The organism is Pseudomonas sp. NFACC14, from assembly GCF_900106885.1.
GTDB lineage: Bacteria > Pseudomonadota > Gammaproteobacteria > Pseudomonadales > Pseudomonadaceae > Aquipseudomonas > Aquipseudomonas fluorescens_AA.
Window position 1 is genome coordinate 12,477 of the sequence record NZ_FNOA01000034.1, and the last position, 18,658, is coordinate 31,134.

Consider the following 18,658-nt stretch of genomic DNA (forward strand, 5'->3'; position numbering starts at 1 on the left):
TGAGTGCTGAGGCGGGCGTTCAGTACCTGATTAACTCAGCCCAGGCGATGTTGCATTCGCGCAACTCTTGAACGGCGCGCTTAGCCGTTCAGCAGGCGGCCGCCGTCAACGACGATTTCAGAGCCGACCGTCCAGCGCGACTCGTCGGATGCCAGATACAGCACTGCTTTGGCCACCTCGTCGGAGGTACCGAAGCGGCCAAGCGGAATGGTTGCCGCGATCGCTTTGTTAATCTGCTCGCGATAAGCGTCCGGAATACCGGCCTTGTCATAAAGTGGAGTCTCGACGGGGCCGGGGCTCACGGCGTTGACACGGATGCCACGGCCCAGCAATTCGGTCGAGAGCGTCTTCGACATGTTCAGCAATGCGGCCTTCGTTGCGGCATACACGGACGAGCGATCTGCGCCTGCATGTGCGCTTACGGAAGTGGTCAACACTACGGAAGCAGGATTTGCGAAGACCGGCAACAGCGCCTGCATCAGGAAGTACGGCCCTTTGACGTTGATGTCGAAAATGCGGTCGAACATGTCTTCCGTCCATTCTTCAATGGGCCGCCAGACGGATACGCCGGCATTGAGGAAGGCAACGTCGAGTTGGCCGTAGTGTTCCTTGATGACTTGTGCCAGCTCCTTTTGTGCTGCAACGCTGGCCGAGTCGGCGCGCAGCACCGGCACTTCCGGGCCCAGTTCGGCCTGGGCCTTTGCAATCGAATCGGGGTTGACGCCCGTTACGATCACGCGTGCACCTTCCGCCAGGAACTGCTTTGCCGTTTCCAGCCCGATGCCACTGGTGCCGCCAGTGATGAGCGTACGTTTACCTTGCAAGCGCGACATTTGAATTCTCCGGTGAATGACCACTGCGGTCGACATGGAGAAATATGCGCTCATGCCCCGTATCGGATAAGACTGCCTATTCGTATATGATTCATGCAGATCAGGCATGAATTGAGGTGGAGAAGTGGACCGATTTCTTTTGATGACATGCTTCGCGCGCGCTGTAGAAACGGGGAGCTTTTCGGCGGCAGGGCGCGATCTAGGGCTGGGGCAACCCAATGTAAGCCGCTATGTAGCGGCTCTGGAGGATCATTTGCAGACGCGTTTGCTCCACCGATCTACGCGCAAGCTATCCTTGACGCCGGAAGGCGAACGCTACTATGCGGACATCCGGCTCATCCTGGATGCGGTGGATGAATCCGAATCGTCCTTCAGGAACAACGTCGAGCCATCGGGACTCTTGCGCGTAGCCTGTCCGACAGCTCTCGCACACGCGTTTGTGCTGCCCCATGTGCCGGCCTTTCTGGAGCGCTACCCTCAATTGAACCTGGATCTCCAACTCAACGATCGATACGTAGACCTGGTCAATGAAGGCACCGAACTCGCCATTCGCATAGGACAGCTGGAGGACAGCACCTTGCGCGCCCGGCGTCTTGGTTGGTACGACCGGGTCTTCGTCGCCAGCAAGGACTACTTGGCTAAACGCGGAGTGCCGCAGGTCCCGGATGATCTACGCGACCACGATTGCATCATCTACACCTTGCTGTCGTCCGGGGCGACCTGGCGATTCCGGGACACGGACATTCCGATTACCGGCAGGCTCAGGGTCAACTCGCCCGACGCTGTGAGTGCGGCGGTCGCGGCAGGCCTGGGTGTGGCGCATGGACCTGCGTGGCTGTTTGAGGGCGGGCTGAACAGCGGGAAATTACAGTTCATTCTCACCAACCACGCGGTTCCCCCTGTCCCCGTGCAGATGGTTTATGTCGCCAATAGACTGCTCCCCACGCGGGCTATCGTGTTCATGGATTTCATGGCTGACGTGTTTTCAAAGATTCCAGCCTTGAACGGCAGCACCCCTTTGCCGACGCTATAAGACAAGACGACAAAACGTGACCCCTGACGTTCTTGCCTAAGGCTGCGATGAGTCGATAGACATTCATGGTTTCTGACGGCATGGCATCATCGAACTGACGAATTAAAGTTCACTTAAATCGCTATCTGCCTTCTACTGGGTTCTAACTTCTAACAACGGCTTCAGGCAGGTATAAAGTAGAGCGGCTGCAAGAGAGGCGGCTACTATCAATGTAAGCCACATAATGACCAATAGAGAGAGTGTGACACTATTATTCAACTCACGAAAAATGCCGAAGGCAAAAGCCGTGTACCAAGACACACCCGAAACTGCACCGGATGCGAGGAACAAGGCCGCTTTTTTGCGGGACACACCAAAGAGCAGCGGCCGACTCATGTCGCGTAGTACTTCTGGCAACACAAACGCGTGAATGATGATTCCATTGAGGGTCAAGACGCTCACCACAATGACTTTCGCCCAAAGTTTAGGATTTTCAAACTTTTCCGGCGATTCCATCGCGTAAAGGGCCAGGAAACCAAGGCCTGAGAGCCACAGGAGGCATAGGCCAAGCGTGACCGCGTCGCTGATGAAGTGAAAAGTGCGTCCGATTTCAACGGGGAGGCTGCCCCTGCGCATCCAGCGCACAATCCAGAGGTCCAGCATCGTCGCCCCACCGAGACCGAAGCACATACCGAGCAGGTGTATACCTATAAGGACCGTCAGAACCTTTAGCTGTGGGAATGGCTCAGGCAATGGAACGCTAAACGCAAGTGTGTCCGCGAGTAAGTGACCACTGCTGGAGAATGCAAGTAGGCCGCCGAAAATCAGGAGTGACGTTCGTATGTTCATTATTACGACCTTAGGCTGGCGTTCTTGTTTGAACGCGTGCACAGTTTGTTTACTGGAGAATAAGGTCCTTTAATTCTCAACTTTATGGGTGTAAATGATTGCCGGGACAACAATAGCGTCACATCAGCAGGTAGCACGGGTGTAGACCCTGGTCAGGAAGGAACCGGTGCTTGAGCATCGATCAAGCCCTGGCTCTTCAGCTCCTCCCAAAAGGCTGCTGGGATATCGACCTTCATCGCTTGCACATTGGAAACTACCTGTCCCGGCGAGCGGGCACCCGCAATGATCGCGGACACTTGCGGATGTGCTGCCGCGAACTGCAGGGCGGCAGTATGAATGTCGATGCCATGTTTTCTGGTAACCGCCATGATTCGCGCGCGCTTTTCCACCGCTCCTGCAGGCAGATCCGAGCTGAAGTTGTAGCGGCTGCGCCCTCCCAGAAATCCATCGTTCAGTGGTGTTCCAACCACAGCGCTGGTGCCTTTCCTGCTCAACGCCGGAAAGGTGTTGCGCAACGCCTCGCCGTGGTCAAGGAGGGAATACTGGCAGGCAAGCAACACGATGTCGGGAGTCGGGTCATAACCGGCTACTGCCTGAACCACGGCATTCGGCGTATTGACTCCGAAGCCCCATGCCTTGATGAGACCTTCATCGCGCATCTTTTCAAGCTCGACCATCGCCCCTGAGCGTGCAATTCGATACGCCGCTTCCCAACCGCCTTCCAGTTCGGTGTTATCTGGCGAGATGTCATGGATAAAGACGATATCGATACGCGGCAGCCCCAGCCGCTGCAGGCTGTCTTCCACGGAACGACGCGCGCCTGCCGCGGTGTAGTCATATCGGTAGTTGAAGGGCGCCGGCGACTTCCAGATAGCATGGTCCGCGCGCTGGCCACCAGCGGCCGTCAATACGCGCCCGACCTTGGTGGACACCACATAGTCGTCTGGATTTTTGCCGCGCAGGAAGCGACCCAGGCGATATTCACTCAAGCCAAACCCGTAGAACGGCGAGGTGTCGTAAAGCCTTACACCTGCTTCCCAAGCAGCCTGCAGAACCGAGCCCGCCTGCTCGTCGCTGATCGGCGCAAAGATATTGCCGATCTGCGTCCCGCCCATACCAAAGCGTTGAGGCGTCAGGTATCTCATGGTATGCGAAGGTGAATTGACGGGCAGGTTCGCGCGCACGATCCGTCCTTCGGTACGCATCACGCTTCCGGGCTCCGTCAGCGAAGAGGGCATCGGGGCAGGCGCCAGCGAACTTGCGATACCAGATGCTGGCAGCAAGGCGGCTGCAACGGTACCCACTGCCGAATAGGTAAGAAAATCTCGTCTGTCCATCCAACTTTCCTTTCGCCACCAAGGTTTCACCGGATCATCGAAGCCGGTTCACGTACTAGAAGTTAGAACAACGAGGGTTGGCCGAGTGACCCTAATTCGCCATATCTTTTGCACAATCCTGCCGATGCTCTTGTGCTGGTCATGCACTCTCAGCAGACTCGAACATTCCGTAAATTGGGGGGCATGTGATGACGAGCGGTTCTTTCTCGCAGTTCGGTTTCAGCCGTGTGCATTCCCTGACCTTGCGCGATCCCGCGCAACCCACCGAACGCTCCCAGGCGCTCAAGCGGCTTATCGAAAAAGTCACCCTGCAAATTGGCTTGAACGAGGTTTGCACGACGTCGATTCCAGGGTTGAGCTTTTATCGAGTGGCCGAGCTAGGTACGCCCACGTACTGCATTTATGAACCTTGCGTGGCCATTATCCTGCAGGGCGCGAAGGAGATCTCGTTCGGCGAGCAAGCCTGTGAGTTCGGGCAAGGGGCTTTTTTCGTCACATCGGTCGATATCCCCACACTGGCTCGCGTGACCGCGGCTAACGAGCAAACCCCCTATTTATCCGTTGTGTTGAAGCTTGATTTTTCCATGCTCAATGAGGTGATCCTGACCCTCGAGCCGCCAAAGCAGGAAATGGCTACTCAGGCGCGGGGCTTCGTATCCGGGATGGCGACGAGCGAGATGCTCGATGCGTTCGCTCGACTCGCCACGCTGATCGAACGGCCGCTTGAAGCAGGCTTGATGTCGGGCCTTATCAAGCGGGAGATATACGGCAGGCTGCTGCTCAGTGAAGCGGGGCAGTTGTTGCGCAGCGTCACTCGCGATGGTTACCGGGATAGCGGCATCGTGAGAGCCGTTGAATGGCTGAAATATCACTACGATAAACCGTTGCAGGTGGCCGACCTCGCGGAACGATCCGGCATGGCCAGCTCCACGCTGCATCACCGCTTTCGCAAGCTGACAGGCACGAGCCCCATTCAGTATCAAAAATCGCTACGGCTGCAAGCCGCGCGTAGCCTTATGTTGACCGAGCGGATAGACGTGAACACCGCCGCGTTGCGAGTCGGCTATGAAAGCGTCGCCCAATTCAGCCGCGAATATGCCCGACGCTTCGGAGCGCCTCCCTCGAGAGACATCAAGCGCGCACGGGAAAAATGAAAGGGGCCCGGAGATGACAGCCCTCCGGGCCCTTCGTCTTACAGGTTGATCGGGTACTGAGTGATGAACCTGACGTCGTCGACGTCGCCACTGAACGAGTTGCGATAGGTCGCCTGGCGCAGGCGGAATGACAGGTTTTTCAACGGTCCGCTCTGTATCACGTAGGCCGCTTCCAGATCGCGCTCCCATTCGTTTTGGTTGGAGGCACCGTTGGCCAGGCTGATGTTGTCGCCCTTGATGTAGCGGGCAAAAACGTCAAGTCCGGGCAGGCCGAACGCGGCAAAGTTGAAGTCGTAGCGTGCTTGCCACGAACGCTCATCTTCACGCGTGAACTCGGCGTATTGCACGTAGTTGGCCAGGTAATCGGTGTTGCCCCCATCGGTATAGAACACATAGCCGTTCTTACCGGTTATCGCCTGGTAAGCCAGGGTCACCTTATGGGAACCATAGGCATAGGCACCCTTGAGGCTGAACGAGTTACTGTCGATTACACCACCGTTTTCCGCGCCGACGCTCTTCTGGTTATAGAAGCGAAAATCGGTGGAGAATGTCTGTTTGGTATCGATCGGTTTGACCCAGCTCAGACCCGCGTATTTCTTCTTCCACAGGTCTTGGACATCAGAGGCATAGAGCGCGCCAGTGAGGTTGGGGGTGAAGTTGTAAGTGGCGCCCACCACATCCGCCTTCGTCATGGCGCCGGCGTTGTGGGCACTCTGGTTATAGGCACTCAGGGAGGTGAGATGCGCCACGTCCACGCGCAGGTTGTCGATTTCCTTGCTGCTCAGGTAGAAGCCTTCCGTGGTTTCCGGCAGCAAACGACTGTCGCCGGTTGAGAAAACCGGCAGATTGAGCGTTTGCCCGCCGTATTTGAGCACCGTCTTGGAGATCTTCATCTTGACTGCCCCCGCAGCCCGCGAGTAGTTGTCCGCCGCATGATCCACGCCCGCGACATGGTTACCGCTGCTCGGCAGCAAGCCGCTGCCGATACGGTCAGAACTGCTATCGAGTTTCATGCCGTAAAGGCCAATTGCATCGATACCGAAGCCAACCGTTCCAGGGGTGAACCCTGAGGTAAATGTGCCGATGAAGCCCTGCGCCCACTCTTCGCGATAGCTTTGCGCTGTGGATGGCGCATTGCGAAAGTCGCGGTTGAAGTAGAAGTTTCGCGCGACGATCGAGGTGGTGCTGTCCTTGAAGAACGGATTGTCCTGAATGTCATCCCCAAACGCCGCGCCGGAAATAGCCGCGCACAGCGTTGCACTGCCGAATACAAAAGCCGATCTCATGGTTGTAAGCCCTATCAAATAATCAGCAGATGGCGAAGTCGAAGAAGTGTTGTTTTTGTTATTGGCATCCCTGCTTCTTGCTTATGAATCAGAGCGTTTCGGACACCTCGCAAATGCTGAGGATGGCCAGGATGTAGATGCGCACCATGTCCAGGTAGTCGCGCTTGTGCACGCGCTCATCGGGCATGGTGTTGAATTTGCCCCCAGGGCCACAGACGACGCCTTGCATGCCAAGGCGCTGGTAGAAGTGAGCGGCGTCGGTGCCAAAATAGGCGGGCGGGGTAATGATGCCGGTCGGCTGGGGCTCGCCCCGCACCTGCTGGTAGGCAGCGTTCACAGCCTTGACGATCAGCGAGTCGTGGGACACCTCGAACGGTGGCATCAGCGGCTGATTGTCACTGTCATTGATCAACGTTGCCTGCAGGCCGGGAAACTGCTCGCAGAGCTGATCGAGCAGGCGTTGCAGATCCGCCAGCACCGATTCCACGGTTTGCCCCGGGGTGTAGCGGGCTGAGCCGCGCAGGCGCAGGAAGTCTGCGACTTGCGGTGGGCGCCACTCTTCGAGGTCTCGGCCAAGGGCGCCACGGATCACACCGATATGCCCGCGATTGACCTGGGCATGTTCCGGCGAGCGTGCCCCGCTGAAGGTGATGCCGTTGATCTGTGGTATCAGTTGCACGGCGGCGGTGATCACGTCGACCGCTTCTTCGCGCTTGGACAGGTGACGGGTGTCGCCGGTCAGTTCGATGACGAACATCAGCGAGCCTACGTGCAGAGTCACGGCCTGCAGGTCGGTGGGTTCGGAGTTGATGAAGTAGTCAGCCTTCACCCCCTGTTCAATGGCGGCGATGGTGCCGATTCCGCCCTGTAACTCACCCACCACGTAGGTCAGGATCACGTCGCCCTTGAGCTTGATGCCGGCGTCGATCAGGGTTTTCAGCGCACAGAAATAGGCGGCATCGCCGGCCTTCATGTTCGACACGCCTATCCCATAGATGAACTCGTCATCAATCTTTCCCTCCCACGGATCCACGGTCCACCCTTCGGTCACCGGGTTGGTGTCAAGGTGACCGTTGAACAACAGGCTGTGACCGCCACCCTTGCCCTTGAGCGTGCCGATGGCATTCAGACGCTCGCCGGGCACGGGCATCAGCTCGGTGTGCAGGCCCAGTTCCTGCATCTGGCCGGCCATGTATTCGGCCAATTGTCGTTCTTCAGGGGTGGCGCTGTAGCTTTTGTGCTGCACCATGCGCGCGAGAAAATCCAGGCAGTACGTCTCGTCAATTCGGTCTAGCAGCGTGTCAGGCGTCATGAAGGGAATCCAATTCGTTCAAAGGCTGCGGCACTGCATCGAGCAGGGCGCGGGTATAGGGATGAGTGGCCTGGGCGGCCATGCCCACCGCCGGCAGAATCTCCAGCAGGTCGCCGCGGTACATCACACCGATGCGGTGGGCGATCTGGCGAATCAGGTTGAGGTCATGGGTGATGAACAGGTAGGCGGTGCCGTGCTGGCGTCGCAGCTCCAGGAGCAACTCGATCACCGTGGCCTGCACCGAGACGTCGAGGGCGGCGGTGATTTCATCGCAGATCACCAGTTCCGGTCGGGCGGCAAAGGCACGGGCGATCGCCACGCGCTGCTTTTGCCCACCGGACAGCTCGTGGGGATAGCGGCTGACAAAGTCTTCGGGCAGGCGCACTTCGCGCAGCAGGCGGGCAATCGCCTGGGCTTCATTTTCACCCTCGCTCAGGCCGTACAGACGCAACGGCCGCGAGAGGATCTGGCCGATGGTCTGCCGTGGGTTCAACGATGCATCCGGGTGCTGGAAGATGATCTGCACCTTGCGCCGGTAGTCGCGGTTCATTTGCGCCGGGCCATGGATCGGCGCCCCATCGAAATGCACCGCTCCGGTGAACAGGGTCAAGCCGGTGAGGGCTTTGGCCAGGGTCGATTTGCCGGAGCCGGACTCGCCAACGATGCCGAGGATTTCACCGCGCACCATGCTCAGGTTCATATCGCGAGCACCCATGGACGGCACCGATTTGCGCCGCAACAGGCTGTCGAGCAGGGCGGGGCGACCATAGCGCACGTTGAGGCCGCTGACGCGCAACAGGGGCTCGCCGCTGGCCGTCGGTTCGTCCAGCAAGCGCTTGTCGGCGACTGGCACCGCCGCCACCAGGCGTTGTGTATAGGCATCCGTCGGCGCGCTGAAAATGCGACCGCCACGGGCTTGTTCGACGATGCGCCCCTGGTTGAGTACGCACACTCGGTCAGCGACTTGCGACACCAGCGCCAGGTCGTGGGAGATATACAACGAGGCAACCCCGGTTTCTTCCCGCAGGCGACGAAACAGCTGCAGGATTTGCGCGGAGCTGATGACATCGAGGGCGGTGGTCGGCTCATCGAAAATCAAGCATTGCGGGCGACAGGCAAAGGCGGTCGCAATCAGCACACGCTGTTTTTCTCCCCCCGAGGCTTCGTGGGGAAAGCGCTTCATCATGGCCGCCGGGTCTTTAAGGTCGACGTCGGCCAGTAGTTGTTCGCCCAGGGCCCACGCGTCGCGATAGCTCAGGTTACGGTGGCGGGTGAGGACTTCCACCACCTGCTCGCCCAGGCTCAGCGTCGGATTGAGGGAGGCGCTGGGGTCCTGGAAAATCATTCCCAGGCGGCCACCGCGAAGTTGTTCGACCTGGCGCTGGGGCATCCGTAGCAAGTTCTCGCCTTGCAAACGGATACTGCCGCCGATTTCCCGCGCGTTGCCGGCCAGGTAACGCATGATTGCCCAGCCGAGGGTGGTCTTGCCCGAACCGGACTCGCCCACCAGCCCGACCACTTCGCCGGCCGCTACGCTGAAGTCGATGTTTTGCAGGACGTGCAGGGCGCCGCCGGGCAATTGATAGTCGAGGCTGTAATCCGCCACTTCCAATACGGTACTCATGAGCGCTGCCCCTTTGGATTGAGGGCATCGCGCAAGCCATCGCCCAACAGATTGAAACCGATCGCCAGAGTGGCGATGGCCAGGCCCGGCATGAGCATCATCCACGGTGCCTGGAAGAAATAGCGCCGCGCCTCGGCGACCATCAGCCCCCATTCCGGCTGCGGCGGTTGCGCGCCCAGGCCGAGGAAGCTGAGGGTGGCGAAAAGCATGATGGCGAAGGCCACGCGTATGGTCGCTTCGACGATGATCGGCGCGACGATGTTAGGCAGCATTTCGCGCACCACGATGTAGCCCGTCGATTCGCCTCGGGCGATAGCGGCATTCACGTAGTCCTGGCGCCGGGCGGCGAGGGCGACGCTGCGGGCGATGCGCGCCATGCTCGGGATGAAGGCAATGGTGATCGCCAATACGGCGTTGAAGTCGCTGCGACCCAGGGTGCTGACGATCAGAAGGGCGAACAAGAGGGTAGGGATCGACATCACAGCATCGAGGGTGCGCATCAGCGCTTCGTCGATGCGTCCGCCGAGGTAACCGCTGACGGTGCCCAACAGCGCACCGATGAGCATCGCCATGGCGGTGGCCATGACCGACAGCGAGATCGTCGCGCGGGCGCCGATCAGCAGGCGGCTGAAGATGTCGCGGCCCAGTTGATCCGTGCCGAACCAGTGCACCATGTCCGGCGCCTTGTAGCGCGCCAGAATCGAAATGGCTTCAGGGTCGAAGGGCGCCAGCGCTGGGCCCGCGCACACCAACACCACCGCCAGCAGCAGGATCAGGCTGCCGAGAAAACCCTGGGGAGTCGCCAGCAGGCGATAAAAAACATTACGCATATTGAATTCGCCGGTCGAGATAGGCATAGGTCAGGTCAGCCACGAAGTTGACCAGGCAGTAGGTGGCGGCAAGGATCAACACGCCTCCCTGAATCGCCGGCAGGTCGCGGGCGGCTACCGCAACCAGCAGTTCGCGGCCGATGCCGGGGATGTTGAAGATCTCTTCGACCACCACAATCCCGCCCAGCAGGTAGCCGACGTCCAGGGCGACAATGGTGATGGTCGGCAGCAAACCGTTGCGCAACGCATGGCGCAGCAGCACCCGGCGCCGCGACAGGCCCTTGAGGCGTGCGGCGCGGATGTAGTCGGTTTCCAGCACGTCGATCATTTCCGAGCGCACCATGCGCGACACATGGGCCACCATGATCATCGACACCGTCAGCGTCGGCAGGATCAGATGGCGAATGCCCTCGCTGAAGTTGTCGCCGAGGGGCACATAACCGGTCGCTGGCAACAGTTGCCAGACATCGGCGAACACCAGGATCAACAGCGTGGCCGTCACAAACTCCGGCAATGACACGCCGATGTACGACAGCACACCGATGATCAGGTCCACCGGACGCCCACGGCGCACGGCGGCGACGATGCCCAGCGGGATCGCAATCATCAGCATCAACAGCAATGAACAACCCGCCAACAACAGCGAACGGCCGAGGGCATCGATCAACGAGCCAAGCACCGGCTGGCCATTGCGCATCGACACGCCCAGGTCGCCTTGCAGCACAGCCATCAGCCAATGGCTGAATTGCAGCCAGGCGGGCTGATCCAGGCCGAGCCTGGCGCGCAGGGCGGCCAAGGCTTCGGGCGTGGCGCTTTGGCCCAGTAGCGTAACCGCCGCATCGGCGGGCAGTAGTTGGGTAATCGCGAAGACCAACAGTGAAACGATCAGTAAGGTGTACACCACCAACAGCAATCGCTTGGTCAGGTAAGCAGCAGTCACAGGTTCATCCTCGGTTCATCCGCGCTTTGGAGCACTGTCGTCAAGCCAGGCCTGGTCCAGACGGAAGACTGCGCCGCGTGGATGCAGTTGATAGCCCTGGACGTAAGTGCGCTGGGCGGCCAGCACGTCGAAGAAGGTGGGGATCAGTGACGGCACTTGTTCGTGCATCAACTGTTGCGCGGTGGCGTACAAGGCGGTGCGCTTGACCGGGTCGTCGGTGCCACGGGCGGCGGCCACGGCAGCGTCGAAATCGGTGTTGTTCCAGCGGGTTTCGTTCCAGGCCGCATCCGAGGTGTACAGCAGCGAGAAAACCGCATCGGCCGAAGGCTGCATGTTGTAGAACCCGACGTAGAAGTTGCCCTTTTTCCATACCTGCTCCAGGTAGGTGCTGTTGGCCATGGTCGCGACGGTGATGTTGAAACCGGCAGGCTTGGCCATTTCGCGTACGGCAATCCCCAGTTGGGTACGCGTGGAGGGTTTGTCCGAGGCCACCAGGGTAATGTCCAGTCCGTTGGGGTAACCCGCGTCGGCCAGCAGTTTTTTCGCCTGGGTCAGGTTGGCTTGGCGCAGCGCGATGTCCGTGTGATAGCGGTAGGCGGCATTCAGCGGCGTGTCGTTGCCCGGCGTGCCAAAGCCTTCGGCGACAAAGTCGACCAGGGCCGAACGGTCGACGCACAGCGACAACGCCTGGCGCACGCGCACGTCATTAAAAGGCGGCTGGTCGCAAGCCATGTTGATGTTCAGGAACTGCCCGGACGCCACGCGCAGGCCTTTGACACCGTTGGCCTCGTTGAGTCGGCTGAATTCGGTTGCCTGGGCCGAGAGCATCAGGTCGATATCGCCGGACATCAACGCCGAGCCTTCCGAGGCCGGGTCGGGGTAGACGCGGATTTCGACGCGGTCCAGGTGCGGGCGTTGCGGGTCGTAGAAGTGTTCGTTGCGGGTAACCACCACCATACGTTCCGGCTCGAACGACACCAGCTTGAACGGCCCGGTACCCACGGCTTCGCGAGACAGTCGCGCCATGTCGCTTTGCAGGATCGCGGCCGGCACGATCTTGGCGTCCGGGTAGGCAAGGCTTACCGGCAAGTCGGCATAGGGGGCGGAGGTGGTCAGCTTGACGTGCAGGTCGTCCAGCGCCTCGACGCGCTTGATCGGGCCGATGTTGCGCAGGCCAGGGGAGGCGGTTTTAGGGTCGAGCACGGCTTGCAGGCTGGCGGCGACGTCCTTGGCGGTGCAGGCGCTGCCATCGTGGAAGCGCAGGTTGCCGCGCAGGGTGAAGGTCCATTCGGTGAGGTCAGCGTTGTGGCTCCAGGACTGCGCCAGGTCGGGTTCGGCCTGCATGTCCTGGCTCAGGCGGGTGAGGCCGTTGTAGAGCAATTCACTGAGCAGATACTCGGGGTTGACCCTGGCCAGCAGCGGGTTGAGCATGCCGACCGCCTGGTCGACGCTGATGCGCAAGGTCCCACCTTTTTGCGCAGTCGCAGCGGCCCACAAGGTCGAGGAAAACGGCAGCATGGCGGTGCCGGTGACAATGGCGGAAGTGGTCAGGAAGCGACGGCGGTTCAGCCTGAAGACGGTGTTCATGGCAATACTCCACATGACAATGAGAGAAGCGTGGGGCAGCTACGTAAAAAAGCCGATGACCAGTCTTGGCGCCAGTCTTCGGGGGATCATCGCTCAGCCAGACTGTGCGGCGGTGATGGTTTGCGGGGTGAAATCTTCGGCCAGGTAGGCAAGGATCGATTGCGCCAGGGCGACCAGGTCGCTGCGCGTGGTGTATTCGTCGGCGGCATGTATTCGGCTTTCCGGGCGTATCAGCCCGCCCAGCAGGATTTCCTGAATCCCGGCTTGCTGGACCCAGCCCATGTCCGAACTGCTGGAGGAGCCGTAGCACTGGAATTGTTCTGCGGTAAAACCGAAGCCAACTCCCAGCGCCGCCTGCCAACGTGGCCAGTGCGGCCCTGTCGGGTCGGCGACCGGCGCCAGATGGCCGATCACTTCGTGCTCCACGGACAATGCTTGGGTACCGGCCATGGCGGTGTCGATGCATTGTTGCAACTCGGCCATCACCGACTCGAACGGTTCTTGCGGTGCGTAGCGACGATTGATCAATATCTCGAACTGCGCCGGGACGGTAGAGCCTTTGCTGCCTCCGTGGGCGGCGGCGAGGGTCATGCGTGAAATCAGCGGCGCGCCGTTGTAGTGGGGCGGCGCCGGCATCGGCCAGGCGCGCTTTTGCACCTGTTGTTTCAGGCCGTACAGGGCATCGAGCAGCGGCAGGCTCTGTTCGATAGCGTTGATTGCATCCACCGGTTCACCGGAATGGGATGAGCGCCCCTTCACGGTAATCTTCAAGTCAATGCTGCCGAAGCATCCAGCCCAGATACGCGGCGCGGCACCTCCGTTAAAGCTGAGGATGTGCCCTTCAACAAGTTGCTGTTCGGCCAGATAACGAATGCCGGGATACAGACCGCCTTCTTCATCGGTGCACAGCAACAGGGACGGGCAGAAGCGCAGCGGCAGGTCGAAGCGTTGGGCGGCGCGCAGGGCGGCGAGGGTGGCGGCCACGCTGCCTTTCATGTCGGCGGTGCCGCGCCCGATCAGCTTGCCGTCGACTTCGGTCAGTTGCAGCGGCGGCTGGGTCCAGCCATCGCCTGGCGGTACGGTGTCGACGTGAAAGTACAGGCTGCACACTTCCTGTTCGCCGGCCTGGCGTGCGATCAGGTTGATGCGCTCGCCATGGGCTTCACCGCTGCGGGTCTGCCACAACGCTTCTGGCACGGTGACACGGTGGGTCTGCAGGCCCAGCGGCGCGACAAGCGTTTCCATGAGGTCGGCAAACGCGCCGTAGCCCGCGCCGGGTGGAAAACAGGTGTCGACTGCGATCATTCGTTGCAGATCATCGATCAGCGAATCATGATCCGCCTCGATCGACTCGAGTGCCTGCGTCAGAGCTGCATGGGAGGGCATTTTTGAGTCTCGTTGTATTTCTATATAGTTTATAGTTAAGTATCTCGATAGAGCCCGTCAAGGAAAAAATATGACCGATAGCAACGCGCCGTCTGCGCCTGCCAGTTCTTTTTCGCGCCTGAGCGAGCACGACAGTGCGCCACTCTATGAGGTGGTAAAGCGACATATCTCGGAAGCGATCCTTCTCGGGGAGTGGCCCAGCGGCACGGTCATACCCAGCGAGAATGCCTTGGCCAGTGACTTTGGCGTATCGGTTGGGACGGTGCGGCGTGCGCTGGCAGAATTGGTGTCGGAGGGAATGCTGATGCGTCGGCGCAAGACCGGTACGGTAGTGACGGGCTGGGCGCCTCTGCATAACCTGCGCTACTTCTTCCAGTATTTCCGTCTGCACAACAAGGAAGGCGCACTGCTGAAGTCGCGCACTGCCTTGCTCGATTACCAAATGGGCGAGGCCACCGCGCTGGATGCGCAAAAGCTGTTGATCGATGAGGGCAGCCCCGTCTATCGCTTGCACCGCTTGCGCAGCATTGACGGTGTGGCAGCGATGCACGAACGGTTTACCGTCGTCGCCAGCAAAGTGCCAAACTTTCCCGGCCCCGATGAGTTGCCAGAATTGCTCTACCGTTATCTGCTTGAACAGTACGGGCTAAGGGTGGCTGCAGTGCGCGAGCAACTGACCGCGGGGCTGGCCAATGATGAGGATTGCCGCTTGCTGGAATTGCCCTCGCCACACGCGGTGATGATTATCGACGCCGTGTCGTTCGACCAGGCTGCGACACCGGTCATGATGACCCATCAGCGTGTCAGTACCGAGCACTTCATGTACGTCAATGAAATCCGTTAAGTCGTGATCAATGGGTGAACTGGGGGATCTGGTTCGACCGATTGTCTCGTGGTTGACCACTGCAGGTCTTGAGCGAGATCGCTCGCAACACCTGGAAGCCAAGGTCGTGTCTTTAAGCTATTTGCCTATGCCCTCGACCCATTGCGGGCGGCTGTGTTCTGGCACCAGAGCGAGTGGCTCGTCGGCGAACGCTACTGAAGCGACAGTGCCTGATTCCCTTCGCAATGACGTCCGCCCCGTGCGACGTCCGTGTGACCACACAAGATGTGCTGCGCGCACGCTGGCGTTTGCCAGAGGCTGCGCTAGCCCATTTGTCGGATGGCTTTTATTTCCAAGCGTTCTGGTCGATATCCAAGAATGACAGCAGCACCGTATCGACCTTTTTAAGAGAATAAAAAAATGAACATCAGGACTATGAACCTCGCTCCCAGGTTTGCCACGTTCTTCTCGCTCATTGTCCTGGTGGTTTTTGCTCTAGGCATCGTCGCCCTATTGCAAATGGGGAAGCTTCGAGATTCGGAGCAGGATGTTGAAACCAACTGGATGGCGAGCACCCGCGAGACCAGCAAGATGCAGGCAGGCATTTTGCGCCTGCGTCTTGAAAGCATCCGCATCACCGTGATCACCGACGAACAACAGCGCCAGCCCCGCATTGCTGCGTTGAGCGGCTACCGCAGCACGCTGCAGGACGCCATCAGCCATTACGAACCCTTAATCACGGGTCCGACTGAGCGTGAACTGTACCTGGCCGTGTCCAACGATGTGCAGCAGTATTTCAAACTGTTGGATGAGCTGGAGCCGATGCTGCGCAGTGGTGACAATGCCGCAGCCATCACCCTGATCAATACCCGCATCAGCCCTATGACCAACGCCCTGCAGGACAAGATGGACAAGCTCTCGAACTTTAACGAGGAGGGCGCCAAGCGTGCGGGCCTGGACGCCGCCTCCACCTACAGCAATGGCGTGACGCTGGTAATTGGCCTGCTGGTGGTAACCGTGGTACTCACCGTAGCGCTGGCTGCGGTGCTGACCCGAAGCATCACGTCGCCCATCGGCGATGCCTTGGCTGTGGCTGAGCGCATTGCCGGCAGTGACCTTTCCCGGGAGGTCTCGATCAGTGGCGGCGATGAAGCCGGCCGCCTGCTGGCCGCTCTGGCGAAGATGCAGGGCAACCTGCGGGAAACCATCGCGCGCATCGCTGATTCCTCCACCCAACTGGCGTCGGCCTCTGAAGAAATGACCGCGGTGACCGAAGACGCCAGCCGCGGTTTGGTGCGGCAGAACGACGAGGTCAATCAGGCTGCCACCGCGGTGACCGAAATGAGCGCCGCTGTGGACGAGGTGGCACGCAATGCCGAGGCCGCCGCCCAATCTTCCCGCGAATCAATGGAGTTCACCCGCTCGGGTATCGAGAACGTGGCGCAAACCCTCAAAGCCATCGAAGGTCTGGCCAACAACGTGGCCACCACAGGTGAACAGGTCAAGGCCTTGTCAGGCAGGGCACAGGACATCAGCAAGGTGGTCGAGGTGATTCGAGCCATTGCCGAGCAGACCAACCTGCTGGCGCTGAACGCGGCCATTGAAGCCGCTCGGGCCGGGGAGCAGGGCCGTGGCTTCGCGGTGGTGGCCGATGAGGTGCGGGCATTGGCCCATCGCACCCAGCAGTCGACGCAGGAAATCGAACAGATGATCAGCGCGATCCAGACCGACTCGACCCACGCGGTGAGCGCCATGAACGTCAGCGCCCAGATGGCCAGCAGTTCAATCTCGGTGGCGCAGAATGCCGACCTCTCGCTCAAGCAGATCGCCGAGACCATAGCCCAGATCAACGAACGCAACCTGCTGATCGCCACCGCCTCCGAAGAGCAAGCCCAGGTGGCCCGTGAGGCTGACCAGAACCTGACCAGCATCCGCGAACTGTCAATCCAGAGCTCGGCAGGCGCCAGCCAGACCGCCAGCGCCTGCAGTGAGATGGCTAACCTGGCGATTGAACTCAATCATCTAGTGGCGCGCTTCAAGGTCTGAGGGTAGGCGAAGGGCTATACCGCCTGTGGCGGCCGGCTGAAAACGACCCCTTGCTGCCAATTGTGACAGGCGGCATGGGGCCAATCTCTCTCGTCCGCTGCGTGGGCAGCCGTGGCAGCACATCTTTGAGATAGGCATACGGATCGTGCCCATGCATGCGTGCTTAGATATCCAGGCAAATTTTGCCGAAATGCTGGTTGGTTTCCTGATACTTGAACGCTTCGACAATCTCGCTCAAAGGGAAATGACGATCGATAATCGGGCGCATGCCATTAGCATTGATGGCTCGGATCATGTCCTGCTGCTGGCTGCGGCTACCCACCAATACACCCTGCAGACGCACTTGCTTGATCAGTGCCGGTACAAAATTCATTGCACCGCTTACGCCACTCAATATGCCGATGACGGAGATGTGACCAGCAACCCGAACTGCATTCATCGATTGCTCAAGGGTCGCAGGGCCGCCGACTTCGATGATGTGGTCAACACCACGGCCACCCGTGAGCGCGCGTGCAGTTTCGCCCCAGTTGAGGTCTTTGCGGTAATTGATCACATGATCAGCGCCTAGCGCTTTCAGACGTTCAAGTTTTTCGTCGCTTGAAGAGGTCGCAATGACGGTGGCACCGGCCATTTTAGCGAACTGCAGGGCGAAAATTGAAACGCCACCCGTGCCTTGGACGAGCACAGTGTCGCCCGGCTTGAGTGAGTCATCGGCCATCAGGGCGCGCCAAGCAGTAAGGCCGGCGGTGGTAAGCGTCGACGCTTCAGCATGGCTGTAGCCAATAGGCGCGAGGGTGAACGATGTGGCGTTGGCCGTCACTTGCTCACGAGCGTAGCCGTCAATGCCATCACCTGGCACGCTGACAAAGCCTTCAACCAGCGGTGCACCGTTGATCCATTCCGGGAAGAAGGTGCTGACGACCGAGTCACCCACCTTGAATTCAGTGACATCTGGGCCGACAGCAATGACTTCACCTGCACCATCGGCCATGGGGATGCGTTTTTCGCTAGGGCCCCACATACCGCTGACCACCGCGAAGTCGTGGTAGTTGAGCGAGTTGGCATGAAGGCGTACGGTGATTTCGCCACGCGCTGCGGCTCGGACTTCGCTGCTGCCAACCACAACCTTTTCATAGCCGCCACCGGGTTCAACGAAGATAGTTTTGCTGCTCATAGAGTTTTCCTCATGTTTTCTCATTACGCGAAATAACGAAATGAAAGTTTAAAAATTACAATTCGATGATCAGCCTGGCCGCAAAGTCATCAATCGCCTGCTCATTGCGCCGGTAGTAGGTCCACTTTCCGATGCGGGTGGTCAGCACGAAGCCTGCACGTTGCAAGATAGCTAGATGTGCAGACGCGGTAGAAGGTGAAAGCCCGGCCTTGTGCTGCAAATGGGTGACGCACACGCCTATCGCGGGATCGCCATGATCCTGAGGGGGGAAATTACTGAGTGGGTCTTTGAGCCACTCCATCATTTGCATGCGAGTGTCATTGCCCAGGGCTTTGAGCTGTTCGAGTATCATGGGCGGCGATGTTACGCTTTTTTACGAAATGTTCAATAAGTAATCTATTACCCAGCGCAAAGGATTGAAATCAAAAACGCATCCAGCTGAATCGACCCTGCTTTTTGTGGACG

General features: G+C 59.4%; 16 protein-coding genes and 1 pseudogene. 4 read left to right on the forward strand and 13 right to left on the reverse strand.

Going from position 1 to position 18,658, the window contains the following annotated elements:
- Positions 1-80: 80 nt before the first annotated feature.
- Positions 81-833 carry an SDR family oxidoreductase gene (locus tag BLU85_RS28615; RefSeq protein ID WP_092205178.1) on the reverse strand — a complete coding sequence of 251 codons (753 nt, stop codon included), beginning with the start codon at positions 831-833 and terminating at the stop codon, positions 81-83.
- A 124-nt stretch (positions 834-957) separates the two neighbouring features.
- Here BLU85_RS28615 and BLU85_RS28620 point away from each other — a divergent pair, with 124 nt between their 5' ends.
- Positions 958-1,866, forward strand: coding sequence for a LysR family transcriptional regulator (locus BLU85_RS28620; protein ID WP_092205177.1), 909 nt, complete (start codon positions 958-960; stop codon positions 1,864-1,866).
- Between the two features lie 132 nt (positions 1,867-1,998).
- Here the strand turns inward: BLU85_RS28620 and BLU85_RS28625 are convergent, their stop codons facing one another.
- Together BLU85_RS28625 and BLU85_RS28630 are read right to left on the reverse strand one after the other, a co-directional pair.
- On the reverse strand, positions 1,999-2,694 hold the full coding sequence (locus BLU85_RS28625) for a hypothetical protein (protein WP_170847666.1): 696 nt from the start codon (positions 2,692-2,694) through the stop codon (positions 1,999-2,001).
- Positions 2,695-2,846: 152 nt separating this feature from the next.
- Positions 2,847-4,031: an aldo/keto reductase gene (locus BLU85_RS28630; RefSeq protein WP_092205176.1), complete on the reverse strand. Its 1,185-nt coding sequence runs from the start codon at positions 4,029-4,031 to the stop codon at positions 2,847-2,849.
- Positions 4,032-4,219: 188 nt separating this feature from the next.
- Here BLU85_RS28630 and BLU85_RS28635 point away from each other — a divergent pair, with 188 nt between their 5' ends.
- Positions 4,220-5,185, forward strand: a complete 966-nt coding sequence (locus tag BLU85_RS28635) for an AraC family transcriptional regulator (protein WP_170847665.1) — start codon at positions 4,220-4,222, stop codon at positions 5,183-5,185.
- A gap of 38 nt (positions 5,186-5,223) precedes the next feature.
- Here the strand turns inward: BLU85_RS28635 and BLU85_RS28640 are convergent, their stop codons facing one another.
- From BLU85_RS28640 to BLU85_RS28670, 7 genes are all read right to left on the reverse strand, one after another.
- Positions 5,224-6,471 (reverse strand): OprD family porin, encoded by a 1,248-nt coding sequence (locus BLU85_RS28640; protein ID WP_092205175.1) that lies wholly within the window; start codon positions 6,469-6,471, stop codon positions 5,224-5,226.
- An 88-nt stretch (positions 6,472-6,559) separates the two neighbouring features.
- On the reverse strand, positions 6,560-7,783 hold the full coding sequence (locus BLU85_RS28645; RefSeq protein WP_092205174.1) for a M20 family metallopeptidase: 1,224 nt from the start codon (positions 7,781-7,783) through the stop codon (positions 6,560-6,562).
- Positions 7,773-9,407, reverse strand: a complete 1,635-nt coding sequence (nikE, locus tag BLU85_RS28650) for a nickel ABC transporter ATP-binding protein NikE (protein ID WP_092205173.1) — start codon at positions 9,405-9,407, stop codon at positions 7,773-7,775. The genes BLU85_RS28645 and nikE overlap by 11 nt, the downstream gene beginning before the upstream one ends.
- Positions 9,404-10,237, reverse strand: coding sequence for an ABC transporter permease (locus BLU85_RS28655; protein ID WP_092205172.1), 834 nt, complete (start codon positions 10,235-10,237; stop codon positions 9,404-9,406). The genes nikE and BLU85_RS28655 overlap by 4 nt, the downstream gene beginning before the upstream one ends.
- Positions 10,230-11,177, reverse strand: coding sequence for an ABC transporter permease (locus tag BLU85_RS28660; RefSeq protein WP_092205171.1), 948 nt, complete (start codon positions 11,175-11,177; stop codon positions 10,230-10,232). Before BLU85_RS28660 ends, BLU85_RS28655 begins: the two co-directional genes overlap by 8 nt.
- 15 nt (positions 11,178-11,192) lie before the next feature.
- The gene (locus BLU85_RS28665; protein ID WP_092205170.1) at positions 11,193-12,764 is read right to left on the reverse strand and encodes an ABC transporter substrate-binding protein; all 1,572 of its coding nucleotides are present in this window, start codon (positions 12,762-12,764) and stop codon (positions 11,193-11,195) included.
- Between the two features lie 93 nt (positions 12,765-12,857).
- Complete coding sequence (locus tag BLU85_RS28670) at positions 12,858-14,150, reverse strand: M20 family metallopeptidase (protein WP_092205169.1); 1,293 nt, start codon at positions 14,148-14,150, stop codon at positions 12,858-12,860.
- A 70-nt stretch (positions 14,151-14,220) separates the two neighbouring features.
- Here BLU85_RS28670 and BLU85_RS28675 point away from each other — a divergent pair, with 70 nt between their 5' ends.
- Together BLU85_RS28675 and BLU85_RS28680 are read left to right on the forward strand one after the other, a co-directional pair.
- Positions 14,221-14,994: a GntR family transcriptional regulator gene (locus BLU85_RS28675; RefSeq protein ID WP_092205168.1), complete on the forward strand. Its 774-nt coding sequence runs from the start codon at positions 14,221-14,223 to the stop codon at positions 14,992-14,994.
- 399 nt (positions 14,995-15,393) lie between these two features.
- The gene (locus tag BLU85_RS28680) at positions 15,394-17,019 is read left to right on the forward strand and encodes a methyl-accepting chemotaxis protein (protein WP_092205167.1); all 1,626 of its coding nucleotides are present in this window, start codon (positions 15,394-15,396) and stop codon (positions 17,017-17,019) included.
- A 14-nt stretch (positions 17,020-17,033) separates the two neighbouring features.
- On the opposite strand, the pseudogene BLU85_RS31515 reads toward BLU85_RS28680, so the two are convergent.
- The 3 genes and pseudogenes from BLU85_RS31515 to BLU85_RS28690 form a co-directional block, all read right to left on the reverse strand.
- Positions 17,034-17,182, reverse strand: a pseudogene (locus BLU85_RS31515) (transposase domain-containing protein); the annotation flags it as partial.
- Positions 17,183-18,193 carry a zinc-dependent alcohol dehydrogenase family protein gene (locus tag BLU85_RS28685; protein WP_092205166.1) on the reverse strand — a complete coding sequence of 337 codons (1,011 nt, stop codon included), beginning with the start codon at positions 18,191-18,193 and terminating at the stop codon, positions 17,183-17,185.
- A 55-nt stretch (positions 18,194-18,248) separates the two neighbouring features.
- A complete protein-coding gene (locus BLU85_RS28690; RefSeq protein WP_072405141.1) occupies positions 18,249-18,545 on the reverse strand; it encodes an ArsR/SmtB family transcription factor in 297 nt (98 codons plus the stop codon).
- Positions 18,546-18,658 lie beyond the last annotated feature (113 nt).